Raw genomic sequence first — 20,197 nt, 5'->3', positions numbered from 1 at the left:
TTAGGCAGGATGCAGCCTTGCAGTCCTGCCTAACAAAAAAGGAAAGGAACTCATATGAAACCATCAACCATTAACCAAACGAGTAGACATGAATCAATGGATGCGATTTTACAAGATGTAAAGACAACCATTTTACAAACCAACGAAATCGAACGCTTCGCTGTTTTTTCACGTGAAAAAACCATTCGACCGCGGCCGTATCACCTCTCTCATTTATTTCTCGACAAGCACATTGAGCAGGAGGCCGCAGCGGAAGCGATACAGACGCAAAAGGCTGTACCTGCTTTGGCCGATATGCCGCCCGCTCTTTCCTATGGAGGGGATCTCGACGTCACACAAGGCGCACAGACCTTACAGGAAGTCTTAACAGAGGCTGCAAAAACGACAAATGGGCTTACGTATATCGTGAATAGCAAGAACGAACTCACACAATCTTATGCGCAGTTACAAGGGGACGCCGAGAGGGTTCTGACTGGTTTAAGGGCACTGGGGCTTAAGGCAGGCGATCCTGTTTTCTTTCAATTCTCATCGAATCATGCCATGGTCACTGCCTTTTGGGCATGTGTATTAGGCGGATTTGTTCCAACGCTTGTGTCGGCTGCCCCAACCTATCGGGAGATGAATGCTGCAGTGAAGAAGCTTCATCACGCTTGGAAGCTGCTCGAGCATCCGCTCATCCTAACAGATGACTCACTGATCGAGGAGGTGCAAGGGTTAGCCTTACTGTGGCATACAGACCAATTACGTGTCGCAGCAGTTGAGCCGATGCTGACATTAGAAAGAGATACAGCCGCTCACCCTGCCGCGCCAGATGATTCCGTCTTCTTTATCTTAACGTCTGGAAGTACAGGGATGCCAAAGTGTGTAGAGCATTCCCATAGAAGTGTGCTGGCGAACGTCAAAGGAACAGTGGCAGCAAATCAATTTACACAAGAGGATGTCTCGTTAGACTGGATGCCTTTAGATCATATTGGTGGCATCGTGATGTTCCACCTTGTCAATGTGTACACAGGCTGCGAGCAGATTCGGGCAAGAACAGATGACTTTATCGCTCAGCCGCTGCGGTGGCTTGACTGGATGGACCGCTACCGTGCAACGAAGACGTGGGCACCTAACTTTGCATTTGCGATGATCAATGATTATGAGAAAGAGATTTCATCAGGATCTTGGGATCTGTCGGCGATGACCTGCATGATCAATGGGGCAGAGGCGGTCGTGCCAAAAACCATCCACCGATTTCTACACCTGCTTGCTCCGCACGGCTTAAAGGGAGATGTGATCAGACCGGCTTTTGGCATGTCTGAAATCTCATCAGCGGTTGTGTTTTCCTTTGCGATTGAGCGTGGAGATGAAAACAGCGGGGTTCTGACTTTTGAGGAAACGTCGCTGACAGAGCAGCTAAGACCAGCAGAAGCACGTGAGACAGGAACCGTCAGCTTTACAGAGTTGGGCAAACCGATTCCAGGTATCACGATACGCATCGTCAATCATCAGCATGAGCTTCTTCCAGAAGATCATATTGGCCGTGTGCAAATAAAAGGTCCAACCACCATGAAGGGCTATTACCGGAATGACGAAGCGAATCAAGAAGTATTTCAAGCGGATGGCTGGTTTCACACGGGTGATTTAGGTTTCCTGCACGAAGGAAGGCTGACACTAACCGGTAGAGAAAAAGACATGATTATCATCAACGGGAAAAACTATCACAACTATGAAATTGAAGCCATAGCAGAGGAAGTACCGGGAGTAGAAACGAGCTTTGTGGCTGCTTGTTCCGTCCGAATGGAGGCTTCTGCATCCGATGAACTGATTCTCTTTTTTACACCGAAGCTGTATGAGCCAGCTTATATTATGAGGGCAAGTCAGCACATTAAATCCCATATTGCAACAAAAATGGGCTTGTCTGCATCTCGCATCATTCCTGTCCAGAAGCATGCATTTCCCAAAACAAGCTCTGGAAAAATAGAAAGGGCACAGCTCAAGACAAGATGGCAAGAAGGCGAATTTGATGAAATGATCATGGAAATGGACATGAGACTTGAAAATGAACATACCTTGCCTGATTGGAGTTATCAAAAGAAGTGGATACCTGCTCCACTTGATGCAGCTGACAAGCAGATCATAGGGGACGTTGTGATCTTTGCAGATCCATTAGGACTGGCAGATCAATTGAAATCTTTTGCAAACAGTGAACAAACATACATTACGGTTGAACCGGGTCAAGCGTTCAAACAACTCACACACACTCACTTCATCATCCACCCGAATCGGCCGTCTGACTACGAACAACTCTTTGAGACGCTCCGTTCGTATGGCGTTTCGGTGAAACACATCATTCACCTTTGGAACTATACAAACCAAGAAGACAAGCTTTATGTGTCCAAGGCAAAACAAGCGCAGAAAACGGGCAGCATGAGTGCATTATTTTTAACAAAAGCCATTTCCGTCTATGAGGAGCAGGTGGCCATCACTTTTGTCTCAGCCCATGCGATGAATGTGCCGGGGGATCATATCCACGATGTAGAAAAAGCAACGACAGTAGGACTGATGACAGCAATTCAGCATGAATGGCCGTTTATCAAGGTGCAATGTCTTGATTTTTCTCTAGCAGAATCGGTATCTAGTCATTCTCATGCAATGGCGATGATGGCAGAACTCACACATGACCAAGACCGTCATGTTGCTGCTTATCGTCAAGGTGTTCGTTATATTCCCTTTTTAGCACCTCTTCATTTGGAAAAGGAACAGAAAAGGAAAGAGCCGCCATTTGAATCATCTGGGCTTTATGTCATAACAGGCGGGCTAGGCGGAATTGGCCGTTTAGTCAGTGAACACCTACTGACATCTTATCAAGCACATCTCGTATTGCTTGGAAGGAAAGAGAGAGAGGCACTTTCTAGTGACCAGCAAGAGACATTGTCTTTGCTAGAAAAGCAGGCAAAAGTGCATGGCGGCAAGGTTCTTTATGAGAAAGCAGACATCACGGCTGAAAAAGAGGTAGAAGCGATCATCTCTAGACATGAGGTCGCCGGAAATCGAAGGCTGGATGGCATCATTCATTTCGCAGGTATTATTCAAGAAGAACTGCTTGCTGATATGACATCTGTGTCTCTGAATGACATGTACGAAGCGAAGGTATATGGAACGATTGCGCTTCATGAAGCTGCCTCCAAACGCAGGAATGTTTTATTTCTTTCCAGCTCGTCAGCCCGAACGCTAAAGGGCGGTATGACTGTCGGCGCCTATTGCGCTGCCAATGAGTTCGTGGAACAATTTGCTCATTATCAGAAGCTGACATCTACAGTGAAGCCATATTGCTTTAGTTTCAGCATGTGGGACGAGATTGGAATGAGTGAAGGCTCCATGATAAAAGGCATGTTAAAAGAAAGAGGTTATCTACCAATTTCAAAGCAGGCAGGCTTCCAAACAATGCTCGCATGTCTGATGACAGATGCTCCGCTCATTTATACGGGATTGGATCGATCGAAGAAAGAGATTCACGAGATGATCCATGCGGATGCGGAGATGCAAACAGAGCAGACCTTTTACGTCTTTTTCAAAACTGATCAAACAAAGGCGGTGGAAGAGCGGCTTTATCAATCGATTCATACGTGTTTACAGTCCCGTCTATCTGGTGAATATGCCGTGCATTTGTTTCCTGAGGAATATTGGAAAGAAACAGAAGATGGATCGCCAGACGAGGCATATTTTCATGAATTAATAGAGGAAAGCGGAATGGATTCAGACAACAGAGCACCTCACACAGAAACGGAGAAACTGCTCGCACACATTTGGTCAGAGTTGCTCGATGTCTCGGATGTCAGCTGCGGCGATCATTTCTTTTTACTAGGAGGTCATTCGCTGAAGGCGACGCAAATGCTGTCTGCGGTTAGACAAAAAACAGGGTTTGACGTGCCACTTGCTGTGTTGTTTGAACATACGAGACTCGGAGAATTAGCAGACTGGATCGATTCAAATGCCAAAGCAGATGAAGTGATTCCGATGAGAAAAATGGAAAAGGGTCAGGAAATTCCGATGTCTTATGCCCAGCAAAGACAGTGGTTCCTCTATCAATTAGAGCCGGATCTGCCATTTTACAATAATACGATTTCGTTTCGGATGAATGGGCCTTTAGATATCAAGGTGCTTCAGGAAAGTCTGCATCATATGGTGGAAAGACATGAATCGCTCAGAACGTCCTTTACGATGAGCGGGGATGAACCGGTACAGGTCATTCATGAACAGATGGCCCTTCCAGAGCTTGAGGTGATGGACCTTTCAGGCATAGCGTCACAGGAAGAGAAAGAACAAAAAGCGGCTGAATGGGCGAAAGAAGAGGCATCCACACCTTTTCAATTAGAACACGAAGCGCTCTTTCGAGTGAAGCTGATTCGACTTTCACCCGCAGAGCATATCTTGCTGATGTCCATTCACCACATCGTGTCAGATGGCTGGTCGATCGGCATTGTTGCAAGAGAATTATCCGAGTGGTATACAGCGGCGATCGAAGGGCGGGAGCCGCACTTGCCGGCATTGCCAATTCAATATGCGGATTACGCACTGTGGCAGAAGGAGTATTTGACAGGAGAGCCACTAGATAAGCAGCTTACCTATTGGAAGGAGCAATTTGCGGCACCTGTTGAAGATTTGGTATTGCCGTATGATCATCCGCGGCCGGCCGTTCAATCCTACGAAGGGAAGACGAAAACATATCAACTGTCGAAGTCACTGTCTGAAAAGATTGATGAGCTATCTAAGAAAACAGACAGCACACTTTATATGACCTTGCTGTCGGCTTTCTCTACACTTTTACATCGATTGTCTTCACAGGATGAGTTTGTCATTGGCTCGGTCATTGCTGGGAGAAATCGAACGGAAATGGAGCATTTAATCGGATTTTTCGTGAATACATTGGCGCTTCGGATCGACCATAGCGGGAATCCAGCCTTTACGGAATTATTAGAGCGAGTGAAGGAGACAACCGTCGGTGCTTATGCACATCAGGATGTGCCGTTTGAGATGGTGGTCGATGAATTGAATATTGTCCGTGATGCCAGTAAGCAGCCGCTGTTTCAAGTTATGTTTGTTCTGCAAAACCTACCGCTTGAAGCTTCTCCAATGGGGGAGGCGACGTCAGTTTTAGCCATTGAAGATAATGATACAGCGAAATTTGATCTCTCTTTGTTTGTGTTTGAAGGAGCTGAAGGTCTTCAGTTAAAACTTGAGTATCATGCGGATTTATTTTCTGATGACACGATGGAGCGATTCCTTGCATACTACGAGCACCTGCTTGAAGGAATTTGTGAAAATCCAGCGCTGCCGATCAGACAAGTGAATTTCCTGCCAGAGAAAGAAAAGCATCAATTGCTCTATGAATGGAGCGGAAAGACTGATCAACCAAAAGGTCCGTTACTCATGACGGAACGATTTGAAGCGCAAGTGAAAAAGACACCTCATGCAGTGGCGCTCGAGTTCCAGGGAGATGAGTGGACGTACCAAGAGTTACATGAGAAAGTCGATCGTCTAGCAGCCTATTTGCAGCAGCGAGGCGTGACGCCGCATGAACCAGTTGGACTGCTCATCGACAGATCGCCTGAAATGATTCTTGGGGTGCTGGCCATTGTGAAAGCAGGCGGGGCCTATGTGCCAATTGATCCTGAATATCCAGATGCACGCATTGACTATATGCTGAGAGATACAGGGATTCAGCTTTTACTGACAAAAAATGAATGGCTGAAAAAAGTATCCATCCATCAAACGGAACTCATTTGTCTTGATCAAGGGTATGAAGAATTTTTACCAGAAGCAGAGGTCATGCCCGCTGCACTAAGACCTGATGGACTTGCTTATATCAATTACACATCGGGGTCAACTGGACAGCCAAAAGGAGTACTGATCCCGCATCAAGCGGTCGTCCGGCTTGTGTGTGAAACAGACTATGTCACCCTTAATGAACAAACGCGCATTTTACAAATCGCTAGCTTCTCTTTTGATGCATTTACGTATGAAATATGGGGTGCCCTTTTAAACGGGGGAAGGCTCATACTGACGGATCGAAATACCATTTTATCAATGGATACATTAGCGGAAGCACTAAAAACTTATCAGATTACAACAGGGTTCCTGACTGTGCCGCTGTTCAACCGTTTAACAGAAGAACATCCAGAAGCTTTATCTGGACTTCATGCATTATTGATCGGCGGAGATGCCTTATCAGCCGCTCATATCCGAAAAGCACTACCGTATTTGCCTGAAGGGCTTTTAAATGGTTATGGACCAACAGAGAATACAACATTCTCCTGTGTGCATCACATTCGAGCACTGGAAGAAGATCAGGCGACGGTCCCGATTGGACAGCCTATTGCTTATTCACAAGCTTATGTATTAGATGACCAAATGCAGCCAGTTCCGCAAGGCGTCATCGGCGAAATTTACGTTGGCGGCACAGGGCTAGCACTTGGTTACCTTGGAGATGAAGAAAAAACAGCATCATCATTTATCCCGCATCCTTTCCAAGAAGGAGCGCGTTTATATAAAACAGGCGATATGGGCCGCTGGCTGTCAAATGGCATCATTGACTGTCTTGGAAGAATCGATCATCAAGTGAAAATTCGCGGACACCGCGTGGAATGTGGAGAAATTGAAGCCGCTATGCTGACTTTTGATGACATCACAGAATGTGCCGTTATCCCGCATCAGCATGAGAGTGGTCATAAGCGATTGATCGGTTATTTTGTCCAAAAAGGCGGCATGACCACGCAAGACATTCGCAAAAACTTAAAAGACATCCTGCCAGATTATATGGTACCAAGCCTATTAATAGAGCTGGATGAATTACCGCTCACGCCAAATGGCAAGGTAGACCAAAAGCGTCTTCCCCCGCCAGAGTGGAGACAAGAAGAAGTAGAAACAGCCATTGACAAAGCAGCTACTGAGGAAGAACGTGTGTTAGAAAAAGTGTGGTCTCAGCTGCTAGGCGTTCCTTCTATTGGCGTCCATGATAACTACTTTGAGCTTGGCGGAGATTCCATTATTGTCATACAAATGGTGGCACGCTTAGCACAGGAAGGCTACGTCATCCAGCCGAGAGATGTATTTGAAAAACAGACCATCTCACAACTCGCACAAGCCATGAGAAAGGCAGAGGTCTCTACGGTCTATGATCAATCACCTGTGACAGGAGAGGTTCGTCTTCTCCCGATTCAATCATGGTTCTTTGAGCAATCGATGACCAATCAAGATTATTGGAATCTATCGGCGCATATTGAAATGAAGCGATCTGTTCCACATGAACAGTTAACACAGGTTCTTTCAAAACTGGTCGATCATCACGATATGCTGAGAGCTATATATACAAAAGAGGCAGATGGCACATGGATTCAAACCATTCGTGAGCCTGGTGTCACACCTTGTGTCACATTCTTTGATGTGACGGATGTGTCTCAAGAGGAAGCACGGGAACAAATCCGCTTGGAGACAAGTGCCTGTCAAGGAACATTGTCATTACAGCGCGGAGAAGTGATCAAAGCGATTCTTTTCCATACAGGTGAAGACACGTCTGAGCTCTTTATTGCTGCACACCATCTCGTCATGGATGGCATATCATGGCGCATGATACAAGAAGATGTACTAAATGGATTGAAACAGCTTGCTTCGGGGCAGGACATCATATTTGCGAAAAAAACCGCCTCCTATAAGCAGTGGGCAGATGCCTTATATGAATATGCACAAACAGATCAATTACAAGCGCAGGCCTCTTTTTGGCAAAAAATCAAGGATCAAGAGGAAGAAGGTTCTCCTTTCCAACTGCCTGCGCTTTCTAATATAGAAGAACATGCAGAGATCCTGTCGGTTCAGCTCACAAAGGAACAAACAGATATGTTACTTAGACAGGCCTCACAAGCATACCGAACAGAGATTAACGATTTACTGTTATCAGGCCTCACGCAAGCAATTGGAAAGCCAATGCTCATCACGTTAGAAGGGCATGGACGCGAGGATTTATTTGAACAGATGGATTTGTCACGGACAGTCGGCTGGTTTACAAGCTCTTATCCTATTTTTATTCCTTTTATTCAAACCGATGTTGCAAGACAAATCAAAGACGTCAAAGAAACCTTACGAGCTGTGCCGCAAAAGGGAATCGGCTACGGTTTGCTTCAATATATGACAGAATCTCGTTTACTCAAAACGGTAACGCCGCAGATGAGCTTTAATTACCTCGGTCAGTTAGATCAGGCAGATGGCGAAGCCAAGCTTTATATAGCAGACGAACGAAATGGACATGTTCACGATCCGAAAGCAGAAAGACAGCATTTGATCGATGTGTATGGATATGTGACAGATGGTCAGTTGCAGATGAACTTTATGATCAATCGAGAACTGCTGCAAGATCAAGAGGTGCGGTTGTTACCTGAACGTTTTAAAGAAAAAATGGAGATCATCTTGACGCATTGTGTTGAAACGAGCGGCGGCTTTACACCATCTGATTTTCCGATGGTTCAGCTCACGCAAAAGCAAATAGATGAACTTCCAGACAATGTAGTCGATGTGTATCCGCTGTCTCCAATGCAGCAAGGAATGCTGTTTCATGCACTGCTAGATCAAGACTCACAAGCTTATTTTGGTCAGGTGCATATGACACTCGAAGGCTTAACAAACGGCGATGCCTATGAACAAGCTTGGAATCTTCTTGTAGAACGTCATTCCATTTTGAGAACAAAATTCGCTTGGGAAGGGCTGAAGGAGCCTGTTCAGTTCATTCAATCAGAAGGAAGCATCCACCTCACTCAGCACGATGTGCGCCACCTGAGTGACGAGGAGCAAGAAGAGACAATCGAACACTTTTTAGTATCTGATCGTTCAAAGGATTTCAATTTAGACCATATAGATGAACCGCTGATTCGGATTGCTTTATTCCGTTGTGATGAGGAAAGATGCACGTTTGTCTTTAGTTTTCATCACATTTTAATCGATGGATGGAGTTTGTTCAGCTTTATTCAGGAATCCTTTGCGCTTTATCGCTCTCTTGTGGACGAACGAGAGATCAGTCTTTCTACAGTCCGTCCATATAAAGATTTTATCGAATGGCTGCAAAAGCAGGATCAAGAGAAGGCGCAAGAATTCTGGCAGCGTTATATGTCAGGCGTAGAGGAAGCGACACCGCTTCCAGGAGACGGCGAAGAACATGCTTTAGACCAAGAAGTAAGCATGGCGCAGTCCAGCGTCAAATTGACGCCAGAGATGCAGCAGAAGCTGGAGAAGATGACTGGCAAGCAGAAGGTCACGATGAGCACACTGATTCAATCAGCGTGGGGACTACTCTTGCACCTTCATTCGGGCGCAGAGGATGTCATATTTGGGGTGACCGTATCTGGCCGGCCAGCCGACTTACCAGAAGTGGAAAGCATGACAGGGCTCTTTATTAACACATTGCCGCTTCGTTTACCGATCCATTCGGACTGGACGATTGCACGATTGCTCGCCCATACACAGGAAACCGTTTTTCAGATGAGAGAATACGAGTATACCGTACTGCCAGATATTCAGCAGATGACGGAAATTCCAAATGGAGAGGCATTGTTTCACAGCATTGTCGTGTTTGAAAACTATCCGATTGAGTCCATTGAGCCGTATGGCGTACGCATTTTAGACATCGCCAGTCATGAAGAAACAAATTATGACTTAACCCTTGTCGCAGTGCCGGGAGATACGCTGGAGCTTCGGATCACATACAACTTAAATCAATATACAGAAAAGCAAATACAAACGCTGATGCAGCAGCTGATTCACACACTTGAAGCCATGACAGAACAAGTGGATACGCCGCTATCTTCCTTCACACTTGTGACAAGTGAGGAAAAAGAGCGGATGATCAGTGATTGGGCGAAAAACGCATGTGTCAGCGTGCTATACCCAGACCAAGAAGAAGTTTATGCAGGCGTACATGATCCTGCCTATGAAACGGAAATATATGTCCTGAATGAAGAACATCAGCTCATGCCGATTGGATTTCCTGGAGATATTTTTATCGGCGCAAAAGAGATCAAAGCACTTTTTGGAGAGCTAGCCGATTGGATGGAGGCGCATAAAATTCCGCATCCATTCAAACATCAAACAGGCGAATACCTTTATCCGACAGGGGATGTCGGCGTTTGGACGGAAGAAATCAAGATTCAGATTTTGGATTGGATGTAGGAGGAGAAGAAGAATGCTAGTTAGTAGACGAAAAGGAAATACAGCAAATCATATTGTCAGGATCAATGGAAAACGAATCGATCTCAAAGCATTAGAGAAAGTCTTCATGCTTCACTTTCCACTAAAGGAATGTGCGCTCATCCCGAAGAAAAATCAAGAAGGAGGCCTATCGCTTGTGCTTTTTGCACAGGCGAAGGACCCTTCGCTGAAAAGAGAGGATTTGATGAAAGGCCCGCTTCATCCTGATGAAGTGCCAGCCGCACTCGTCCTCGTCCCTTCCTTGCCGCGAAAAGAAAGTGGAGCGGTCGATACCGAGGCGCTGCTTGCCATTGATGTACTAGATGAAGAGGAACGAAGAAAGATAGAAGAGCGCACGAAAGCCATAGATGGAGTAGAGGAAGCAGCCGTTTTGATAGAGAGTCAGACAGAAAAACAAACACCCTATCATTTAGATGACCTCTTCCCAGATAGACAGCGTACAAATGGAAACGAATCGTTTTCAAAAGATGAAGTCAGCCAAACCATACAATCCTCCGCACAAGAAAAACCACCAGCTCTTGTTTATGGAGGTGATGTGATTAGAAAACCTGGTACACCAGTCACATTGACAGAGGTACTGATCCGAGCCGCCTTTATGTCACCAAATCGCGGAGTCACGTATCTCAAAGAAGGCGGTCATGAGGTGATCCAGACTTACCCGGAATTGCTCACAGGAGCGGAACGTGTCCTATCTGGATTAAGGGCAGCCGGACTTTCAAACGGCGATCAAGTGCTGCTTCAATTGAAAGATCATCAAGATTTTATCACAGTATTCTGGGGCTGTATTCTCGGTGGAATCATTCCAACCCCAGTCTCTGTACCGCCGGTGTATGATGAAATGAATCAAGGCGTGAACAAGCTCAAGGGCGTGTTTCAGCTGCAAAATGAGCCATTCATTATTACAAACGAAGCGAGTGCTGAGGACATTGCAGGACTGCGTGAAACATTTGAATCAAAAGCGATTCCGATTTTAACAATCGAAACATTACTTGCCTGTGATCCAGATGAACAGCATTATGAGCCAGAGCCGGATGAGCCTGTGCTTCAGCTGCTGTCCTCAGGAAGTACGGGTGTGCCAAAGTGTATCCGGCACAACCATCAAAGCATTTTATCTAGAATCATTTCCTTTGAGCAGGCAAATGGTTTCACGCATGAGGATGTATCCATGAACTGGATGCCGCTTGATCATGTAGGGGGCATTGTCATGTTTCATGTCCATGATGTCTACCTCGGCTGCCAGCAAATTAGTCCATCCATTGATCAATTTATCGAACGGCCGATGGTGTGGCTGGATTGGGTAGAAAGATACGGTGTCACAAGAACGTGGGCACCAAACTTTGCCTTTGCGATGATGAATGAATATGAAGACGACATTCGCAAAGGGAGCTGGGATCTCTCCACCTTGACCTATATCATGAACGCCGCCGAAGCAGTTGTTCCTAAAGTGACGCAGCGTTTCATGCACATCATGGGTGCGCACGGATTAAGCCGCCATGCGATGGTGCCGGCTTATGGTATGTCAGAAACATCATCAGCCATTGTCCAGTCAAAAGAATTCATGCGTCATGATGATCAGGGTGGACAATTGACCATTGATCAGACCTCATTAACAAGTGAGATTCAATATGTGACGCACGATCATCCGCACAAGATGACTTTTACAGAAGTCGGTGCACCAATCCCTTCTGTATGGATTCGGATTGTAGACGAGCATCACCAAGTGCTGCCAGAAGATCAAGTCGGCCGCTTGCAGGTGAAGAGTCCAACGATTATGATGGGCTACTATCAAAATGAGGAAGCGAATGAAGAAGTATTTGCAGAAAACGGCTGGTTTCATACAGGAGATTTAGGATTTATTCATGAAGGGCGCCTAGTCCTCACAGGGCGGGAAAAGGACATCATCGTCATCAACGGAGCGAACTATTTGAATTACGAAATTGAAGCCGTTGTGGAAGAAGTTGAGGGGGTTGAAGTCACATTTGCCGCTGCGTACGGCATTTACAATCCCGAATCAAGTAATGACACACTCGCCGTCTTTTTTGTTACGCAGAAGGATTCGATAGAGGATCAAATCACAATGATTCAGCAGATTAGAGAGAGCATCATTCGCAAAATGGGAATCGAACCTGACCACATCATTCCGGTGAAAAAAGACCAATTTCCGAAAACAGAAAGCGGAAAAATCCAACGTGCCCAACTAGGTGCGGCACTGAAAGATGGGGTGTTTCATGACATTGAACGTGCACTTGATCTTGCTTCGGAAAATGAACAAACCCTCCCAGATTGGTTCTTTAAACGTATTTGGGTAAAAGAGAATATCGGTCCATCTCAGCCGGTATCCACTGATCATGTACTCGTATTTGAGGATGAAAAAGGGCTTTATCCATCGCTTTATACACAATTTGAACAAATGAACCTGTCTTTTGTTTCTGTGAAAAAGGGTCATGAATTTTTACGCCTGTCAAAAGGGATGTATCAGATGAACCCTCGTATCAAAGGGGATTACGTCAGGCTTGTGGCGGCGCTTGAAGCCGATGAATTAAAGATTGACCGTATGCTCCACTTGTGGAATGTGTCAGATAAGGAGATGATTGCGAGCCCTGCGCAGTTCAAAGAACTGAATGCAAGCACCAGCCAATCCATTTTATATTTGTATCAAGCATTGAGACAAGAAAATAAAGAGCCAATGCGTCTCGTTGTTGTCACAAAAGGTGGTCAATTGGTAAAACCGCAAGATGAGCTTCATGTGGAGAAAACGTCTCTTGCCGGATTATTAAAAACCATCCCGCAAGAATGGGAAGGGGCAGAAGTGTCTCACCTTGATATTGAAGCGGAGAATGTGGAACAGGATGCCAAGCATATTGCGGACGAACTAGGTGCGATTCATTTGAAAGCAGAAGTGTCTTACCGGCATGGCCAGCGTCTCGTACCAAAGCTGGAAAAAGTGAATATGATGACGGCACCTCAGACAGAAGGGTTTTTAGAATATGAAGGCTTGTACTTGCTGACTGGCGGGCTTGGCGGTATTGGATTTGAACTGGCTAAGCAAATGCTCCAATTTGGCTTGAAGCTCGTGTTAATTGGACGGACATCCCTTGAAGAAGACAGAGAAAAAGAGGCGTCATTCTCACAACTTAAAGATCTGGGAGACGTCCTTTATGTACAAGCCGATGTGACGAATTTATGTGACGTCGAGCAGGCGATTTATGAAGCAGAAAAGCATTTCGGACAGTCGATCCGAGGAGCGCTTCATTTAGCCGGTGCTGGCAATGTATCTGAGCACTTTCAGCATGTGGATACGTACACACTGGCTCATACAACAGAAGAAGATTTCGTCAAAGAACTTTCAGGGAAGGCAGATGGTGCTTGGGTGCTGCAAGAAGCCTTCAAGCATGATCCGTCAGTGCCACTCGTCTTTTTTGGATCAGTGAATGGCTTTTTTGGCGGCACCACATTTGGTGCATATTCTGCGGCGAACAGCTTTTTAGATGGACTCGCACATGACCTTACCTATCATGAGGGAAGAAGAGCGATTTCGTTGAATTTCAGTATGTGGGATAATCTTGGTTTGTCTAAGGGACATACTGGGGCTGCGCTAACCGTTCGCAAGGGCTTTCAATTGATTGGAAAAAAACAAGGGCTCCATTCATTATGTCTAGGTGTTCGGCTGAATGAAGCGCATCTATTTATCGGCCTAGATGGGGCGAATCAAGAAATCGCTGAACATCTTCAACCAGCACCAATGCCGCTTTTTGAAAAGAAACTGTACTATACGGTGCAATCAGGCAAAGAAGTGGATGCTGACAAGATCACAGACATCATAGAGGGGAAATGGGACATCAGGCAAGTGGAAGATATACCGAAAAAACAAGATGGCTCTATTGATCACGAAGCCCTCAAACAGTTCCATCACAAACACGCACAGCCGTTTGAAAAGCAATTGCCAGAAACGAAGACAGAGCAGGTGCTTGCGGCCATATGGGAGGATATTTTAGAAGTCGATCGTGTGTACAAAGAGGATCAATTCTTTGATCTTGGTGGACATTCATTAAAGGCCACTCAAACGATTTCTCGTATTAATCATGAGTTTTCAATAAAGGCACCGCTAAAAATATTGTTTGAAAGCAAGAATCTGGCACACTTGGCACAAATGGTCGATGACATCAATGGAGCACCAGCCATTCAGGAAGCCAGCATTCCAAAGCTGGAAAAACGAACAAGCTATGAGCTGTCACATGCTCAAAAGCGAATTTGGTTCTTATCTACATTAGAAAAGAGCCATCATTACAATATATTAGGTGCTTGGAAGCTGATGGGCCAATTACACATCCAAACGTTAACAAAAGCGATCGGTCTCTTAACAAAACGTCATGAAGCACTGCGCGCAACATTTCAAACCATTGGCGGCAAGCCGGTTCAAGTCATCCGTGAAGATCTTCCGCCATCAGTAACCGTTGCGAATTTCTCATTATTTAATGAAAAAACAAGAGTGAGAAGATTGGAACAGCTGATTCAGCAAGAGGCGAACCGCATCTATGACTTAGAACGGGGACCGCTTGCACAGTGGACAATTGTTGATATGGGGAAAGAGGAATATTACTTGCTTTGTGCGCAGCATCATATCATTTCCGATGCATGGTCGCTCAGCCTGCTTATTCAAGAATTAGAAGTCGTGTATGGTGCGCTATTATCAGAGAAAACGTCTGAGTTACCTGCACTTGAGATTGAATGGACTGATTATGTTCATTGGGAGAATGAGCAATTAAAGAACCACCATGAGGCTCAGAGCTATTGGCTAGAAACGTTACAAGGAGAGTTGCCGGTATTAGAGCTCCCGTTTGACCGTCCTCGTCCGCCGGTTCAAACATTTAATGGAGCTACAGAGCAAATCGTGATAGATGAACCGCTTGTTCGTCGTTTACATGCCTTGTCGAGGCAGCAGGGGACAACACTATTTATGACGATGTTGTCAGCCTATTATGTCCTGCTTCACAAGTTGTCTGGACAAACAGATGTCATTGTTGGATCGCCGATCGCTGGCCGTGATGTCGAACAATCAGAGAAGCTCGTCGGCATGTTTGTCAATACGTTGGCGCTGAGACAGGACGTTTCAACAGCCAATACCTTTGCCGATTTACTGGCAAAGGTGAAAGAAATGACGTTAAAAGCCTTTGAGCATCAGCATTATCCATTCGACAAGCTTGTGGATGACCTTTCAATGGATAGAGACCTAAGTCGTTCACCGATCTTCCAAGTCGCCATGGGGTATGTCACTGATTCGCTGGATATCAACCTAAAAGGACTGACATCGGAACAAGTGATGGTCCATCATACCGTCTCTAAATTTGATCTCACCTTGCATGTATTTGAGCAGGAGGACAAGCTGTCTATCCATGTGGAATATAATACGGATTTATTTGAGCAAGAAACGATCCACCGTATGATGAATTATTATCTCAATCTGTTAGATGGCATGACGGCTCAGCCTGAACGGACATTCGCTGACTTTTGCGTCATGGACAAAACAGAACAGAATGCCATGATCATAGGGAAAAATCAAACTGACACGCCTTATCCAAAGCGTACGCTACAAGAATTATTTGAAGAACAAGTGCAGCGTGACCCGCACCGGATTGCTGTATCTTATATGGAAGAGCATATGACGTATCAAGATTTAGACGAGAAGGCGACAAAACTGGCTGCCTATTTACAATCAAAGGGCGTTGGACCAGGTTCACTTGTCCCGATGCTGTTTGATCGTTCGTTTGACATGATGGTCTCAGTTCTAGGGATCGTCAAGTCGGGTGCTGCTTATGTACCGATGTCACCTGAGTATCCAGATGCCCGCATCGGTCTGATCGTTCGCGATACACAAAGCGATATCATCTTAACCCAGTCGCATCTGATCAATCGTTTAGACGATCTGAGCGGCACAAAGATTGAAATGGACAAGCCGTTACCAGAAACAGACGCAGTGTATCAAAGGGAAAAATCGATTGTAGGAGAAGACCAGCTTGCCTATGTTAACTACACTTCAGGCTCAACAGGCACACCAAAAGGCGTGATGCTTCCTCATGCAGGTGTGGTCCGCTTAGTGAAAGAAACAAACTATATTGAGCTTGGTTCAGAAGATAAAATGCTTCAGCTGTCTAACTATGCATTTGATGCCTTTACCTTTGAATTATGGGGAATGCTGCTAAGTGGCGGTCAGCTGGTTCTGATCCCGAAATATGCTGCTCTGAATATGGACGAATTAACTCGGTTAATCAAAACGCATCAAGTCACAGCCAACTGTTTGCCAACTGCATTATTCAACCGGCTGATTGAGCATGATCCAAAAAGTGTAGCTGGATACCGTACATTACTTGTTGGCGGAGAAGCCATGTCTAGTGAGCATGCACGAAAGGCATTGCCGCATATGAAGGGTGTGCTGATCAATGCTTACGGTCCAACAGAAAACACAACATTAGCGACCACTTATCAAGTCACACACGTACCGGAGGATGCTAGATCAGTGCCAATCGGTGTGCCAGTCGCCAACTCAACGGTTGTCATACTAGATGATCATCTCAATCCAGTACCAACAGGCGTAAAAGGAGAAATCTATATCGGCGGAACAGGGCTGGCGAAAGGGTATCTGCATGACCCAGAGCGTACGGAGGAGCGGTTTATTGACAATCCATTCCCGGCATTAAAAGGCGACAAACTGTATCGTTCCGGTGACCTAGGGAAATGGCGGTCTGATGGCAGTATTGAATACCTTGGCCGAAAAGACAACTTGGTGAAAATTAGAGGCTACCGAATTGAATGTGGAGAAATTGAGACAGCCCTGCTCAAACACCCACAAGTAAAAGAATGTACCGTCATTGCCAAAACGTACGGCAGCTCAAAACGGCTGGCAGCCTACCTTGTCACAGATGGAGGAGAGCCTGTTCCCGGATGGAAAGCATTTTTACAGGAAAGCCTGCCAGGCTATATGATTCCAAGTTACTTTATCGTACTTGACGCAATTCCCGTCACAACGAATGGGAAGGTCGATCAAAAAGCATTGCCGGAGCCGACAGACGCAGTCTCATCCTCACATGAAGACGATCAACCGGTAACAGAAACACAGCAGCTGATTGTGACAGCTTTCAGTGAAGTGCTTGGTGTCAAACGAGTAGGAATTCATGATTCATTCTTTGATTTAGGCGGAGATTCGATTATGAGTATTCAAGCCGTTGCCAAATTAAAAGAAAAGGGTGTCCGTGTTGATCCAAAATGGATTTTCATGCACCCAGCGCCAGCGCAGTTAGCGGCATATTTGGACACAGTGCCAGAAACAGGCGAGCCTGTCGAAAGAGCGCCGAAAGACTATGCGATCGAGTTGAAAAAAGGGGATCCGGCTGAACCGAGAATTTTCTTTGCACCGCCTGCTGGTGGAACGGTGATGGGGTATATCGATGTGGCCAAGCTCATGACACATGAAGGAGCTGTTTACGCCTTGCAGTCTCCAGGCTTATATGAGGATGAAGAACCACAATTCCTTCATTATACAGAGCTTGTCACCATTTTTATTGAAGCCATTGAGACATTCTATCGACCAGGCATTGATTATTTGGCAGGGCATTCTATGGGCGGACATCTTGCTTACGGAATGAATCAGAGACTCTGTCATGCAGGAAAAGCGCCAAAAGGATTGATCATTTTAGATACGGTTCCGGTATTAAGAGATGAGGCAGATCAAGCGCTTCATGCCGATATGAACGAAGAAGAAGTGAAAATGCTCGCCCTCGTCCTAGGTATGGGGAACCTCGTCGGCATCAAACCAGAAGCATTACAAGGGCTCAGCTTCCAAGAAGTGAAGCAGAAAATCCTCAAAGAAGCAGAAAAGGATGAAGTCGTTCATCAATTTATGAATGATCACTATTTAGATAAATACTTGCAAATGCAGACTCATAATACCATCATGTCACAAGCCATTGAATTAGAAAAAGACCCATTCTCTGTGCCGTTTTATATTATACAAAGCAGCGATCACGCCACAGATTTCCAGAAGAAATTTGCCGATTGGGAAGCTTACACGAGAGAAACGTGCTCGTATTATCAAATAAAAGGCGACCATGTGACCATGATGAAAAGACCGCAGGCAGATCAACTTGCGCAGATTCTTGAAACGATCGTAAAGGGGTAAGGACGTATGAACCAATTATTTAAAACCTTTGAAAAAAAATCAGATCTCATTCAGCTTATTTGTTTTCCTTTTGCTGGCGGATATTCCGCCTCTTACCGTCCGCTCTTTGAACAGCTGAAGGACACGGCCGAAGTGACAGCAGCAGAGCCTCCGGGTCATGGAACGAACCTCATGCCGCTTGAAACAAGCATTGACCGGCTGGCTGAATTGTATAAAGAAGGACTGACAGGCAAATTAAACCGTCCATTTATTTTGTTCGGACATTCCATGGGCGGACTTGTGGTGTACAGGCTGACTCAGTTGCTAGAAAGGGAAGGCATCGATCCGGCAGCGGTTGTCATTTCTGCCATTCAGCCACCGCAAACAAAAAGACAAATATTGACCCATTTATCGAATGAAGCATTTGTTCAGCATATCGCTGAAATGGGCGGGATTCCAAAAGAATTGTTAGAGAACAAGCCAATGATGGATTACTTTACACCATCCTTACGTGCCGACTATCAAGCATTAGAATCCTTCCAGCACACAGACAAAACGATCATTAAATCACCCGTTTATTTATTGAACGGAAAGCAAGATAAAAAATGCATGGAAGACGCAGCCGGCTGGCTAACATGGGCAAACGCCATCGAACGCACTGATTTCGAAGGAGGCCACATGTATATCAACACACACCTCGAGCGGTTCGCAGAACATATGAGGCATGTCATTGAGCAGACAACAAAAAGGCAATTCATCAACCAATAAAAGAAAACAACGGCCCTGTCAAACGAGGGCCGTTTTCTTTATGAATTCCCCTTCCTCACCACATTCCCGCCAATCACTCCGCCAATGACGAGCACAGCTCCGATGAGGTGAACCATATCAATCGTTTCATGTAAAATAAGCACGCCAGCGGCAATGGTAATGAAAGCAGAAAGATTGTTAAAGATACTCACCTTTGCTGCTTCAAGGTGGGAAAGAGCATAGTTTGATAAATACGCTGTGAGCAGTGATGAGAGAATGCCTAAAAACAGCATAGACCATACAAAGGATGGCTGCGTAAACGGACTGAAAAACTGCGGTAGTGTAGCATGTACCGAGTGCCGAATGAGAGCAGCAGCATTAAAGAAGACAAATCCAAAGAATGTCATCACGAAAGTCAGTTCAATGACATGGAATCGCCGTGTCATCACTCTGGCAAATACGCTATAGGCACTGGATGATAAGGCTGAAAGTAAGATCAGCACATAACCAATGAGATGAGAATGTTTCACATCAATTCCCTTCACCACAAAGAGGAGCATCACCCCGGACACAGAAAGAATGGTAAACAGCACCTGAATCGAGGTAGGACGTTCCTTTAAACACCATGCTGCAAGCACCATTGTCAAAATAGGGATGGTCGCCTGAATAATGCCGGCCTCTGATGAAGAGGTAAACATCAGCCCCCACACTTGAAATGCAAAAAACAACACAGGATAAAGCAAGGAAAATGGCACAATGTAAATGAGATCACGCCATTGAATGGAAAAACGGTACTTTTTTCGTAAAAATGGAAATAACAAAAGAGCCGCTGCAAAAGAAACAGTAAATCGGTGTGCCAATACATCAATTGGATTCGCTGATGCTAAAGCCACTTTGACAAACAAGAATGAAAAACCAATTATACAGGCGTATGCGATCGAAGCAGCATACGCTTTTTGTTTTGACATATCCATCAGAATTCTCCTTACACGAGCATGCATGCTTCAGTTGAATTGACCGGTTCTGTCTTTTTATCGTAAACGGATCAAGTAAAGTGTACAA

At 45.4% G+C, this 20,197-nt stretch carries 4 protein-coding genes; 3 read left to right on the top strand and 1 reads right to left on the bottom strand.

Features of this window, described 5'->3' with window-relative positions:
• The first annotated feature begins 54 nt into the window (after positions 1 to 54).
• The 3 genes from N521_RS06270 to N521_RS06260 are packed head-to-tail and all read left to right on the top strand — an operon-like array spanning position 55 to position 19,156.
• Positions 55 to 10,197, top strand: a complete 10,143-nt coding sequence (locus N521_RS06270) for a non-ribosomal peptide synthetase (protein WP_035390490.1) — start codon at positions 55 to 57, stop codon at positions 10,195 to 10,197.
• A gap of 13 nt (positions 10,198 to 10,210) precedes the next feature.
• The gene (locus tag N521_RS06265) at positions 10,211 to 18,409 is read left to right on the top strand and encodes a non-ribosomal peptide synthetase (protein ID WP_035390488.1); all 8,199 of its coding nucleotides are present in this window, start codon (positions 10,211 to 10,213) and stop codon (positions 18,407 to 18,409) included.
• A gap of 6 nt (positions 18,410 to 18,415) precedes the next feature.
• Complete coding sequence (locus tag N521_RS06260; protein WP_025206732.1) at positions 18,416 to 19,156, top strand: thioesterase II family protein; 741 nt, start codon at positions 18,416 to 18,418, stop codon at positions 19,154 to 19,156.
• A 38-nt stretch (positions 19,157 to 19,194) separates the two neighbouring features.
• Here N521_RS06260 and N521_RS06255 read toward each other — a convergent pair whose 3' ends face one another.
• Positions 19,195 to 20,109: a DMT family transporter gene (locus N521_RS06255; protein ID WP_008347299.1), complete on the bottom strand. Its 915-nt coding sequence runs from the start codon at positions 20,107 to 20,109 to the stop codon at positions 19,195 to 19,197.
• Positions 20,110 to 20,197 lie beyond the last annotated feature (88 nt).

This window comes from Bacillus sp. UNC125MFCrub1.1 (assembly GCF_000701305.1).
Lineage (GTDB): Bacteria > Bacillota > Bacilli > Bacillales > Bacillaceae > Bacillus > Bacillus altitudinis.
This window is presented reverse-complemented; position numbering and strand designations above follow the sequence as displayed.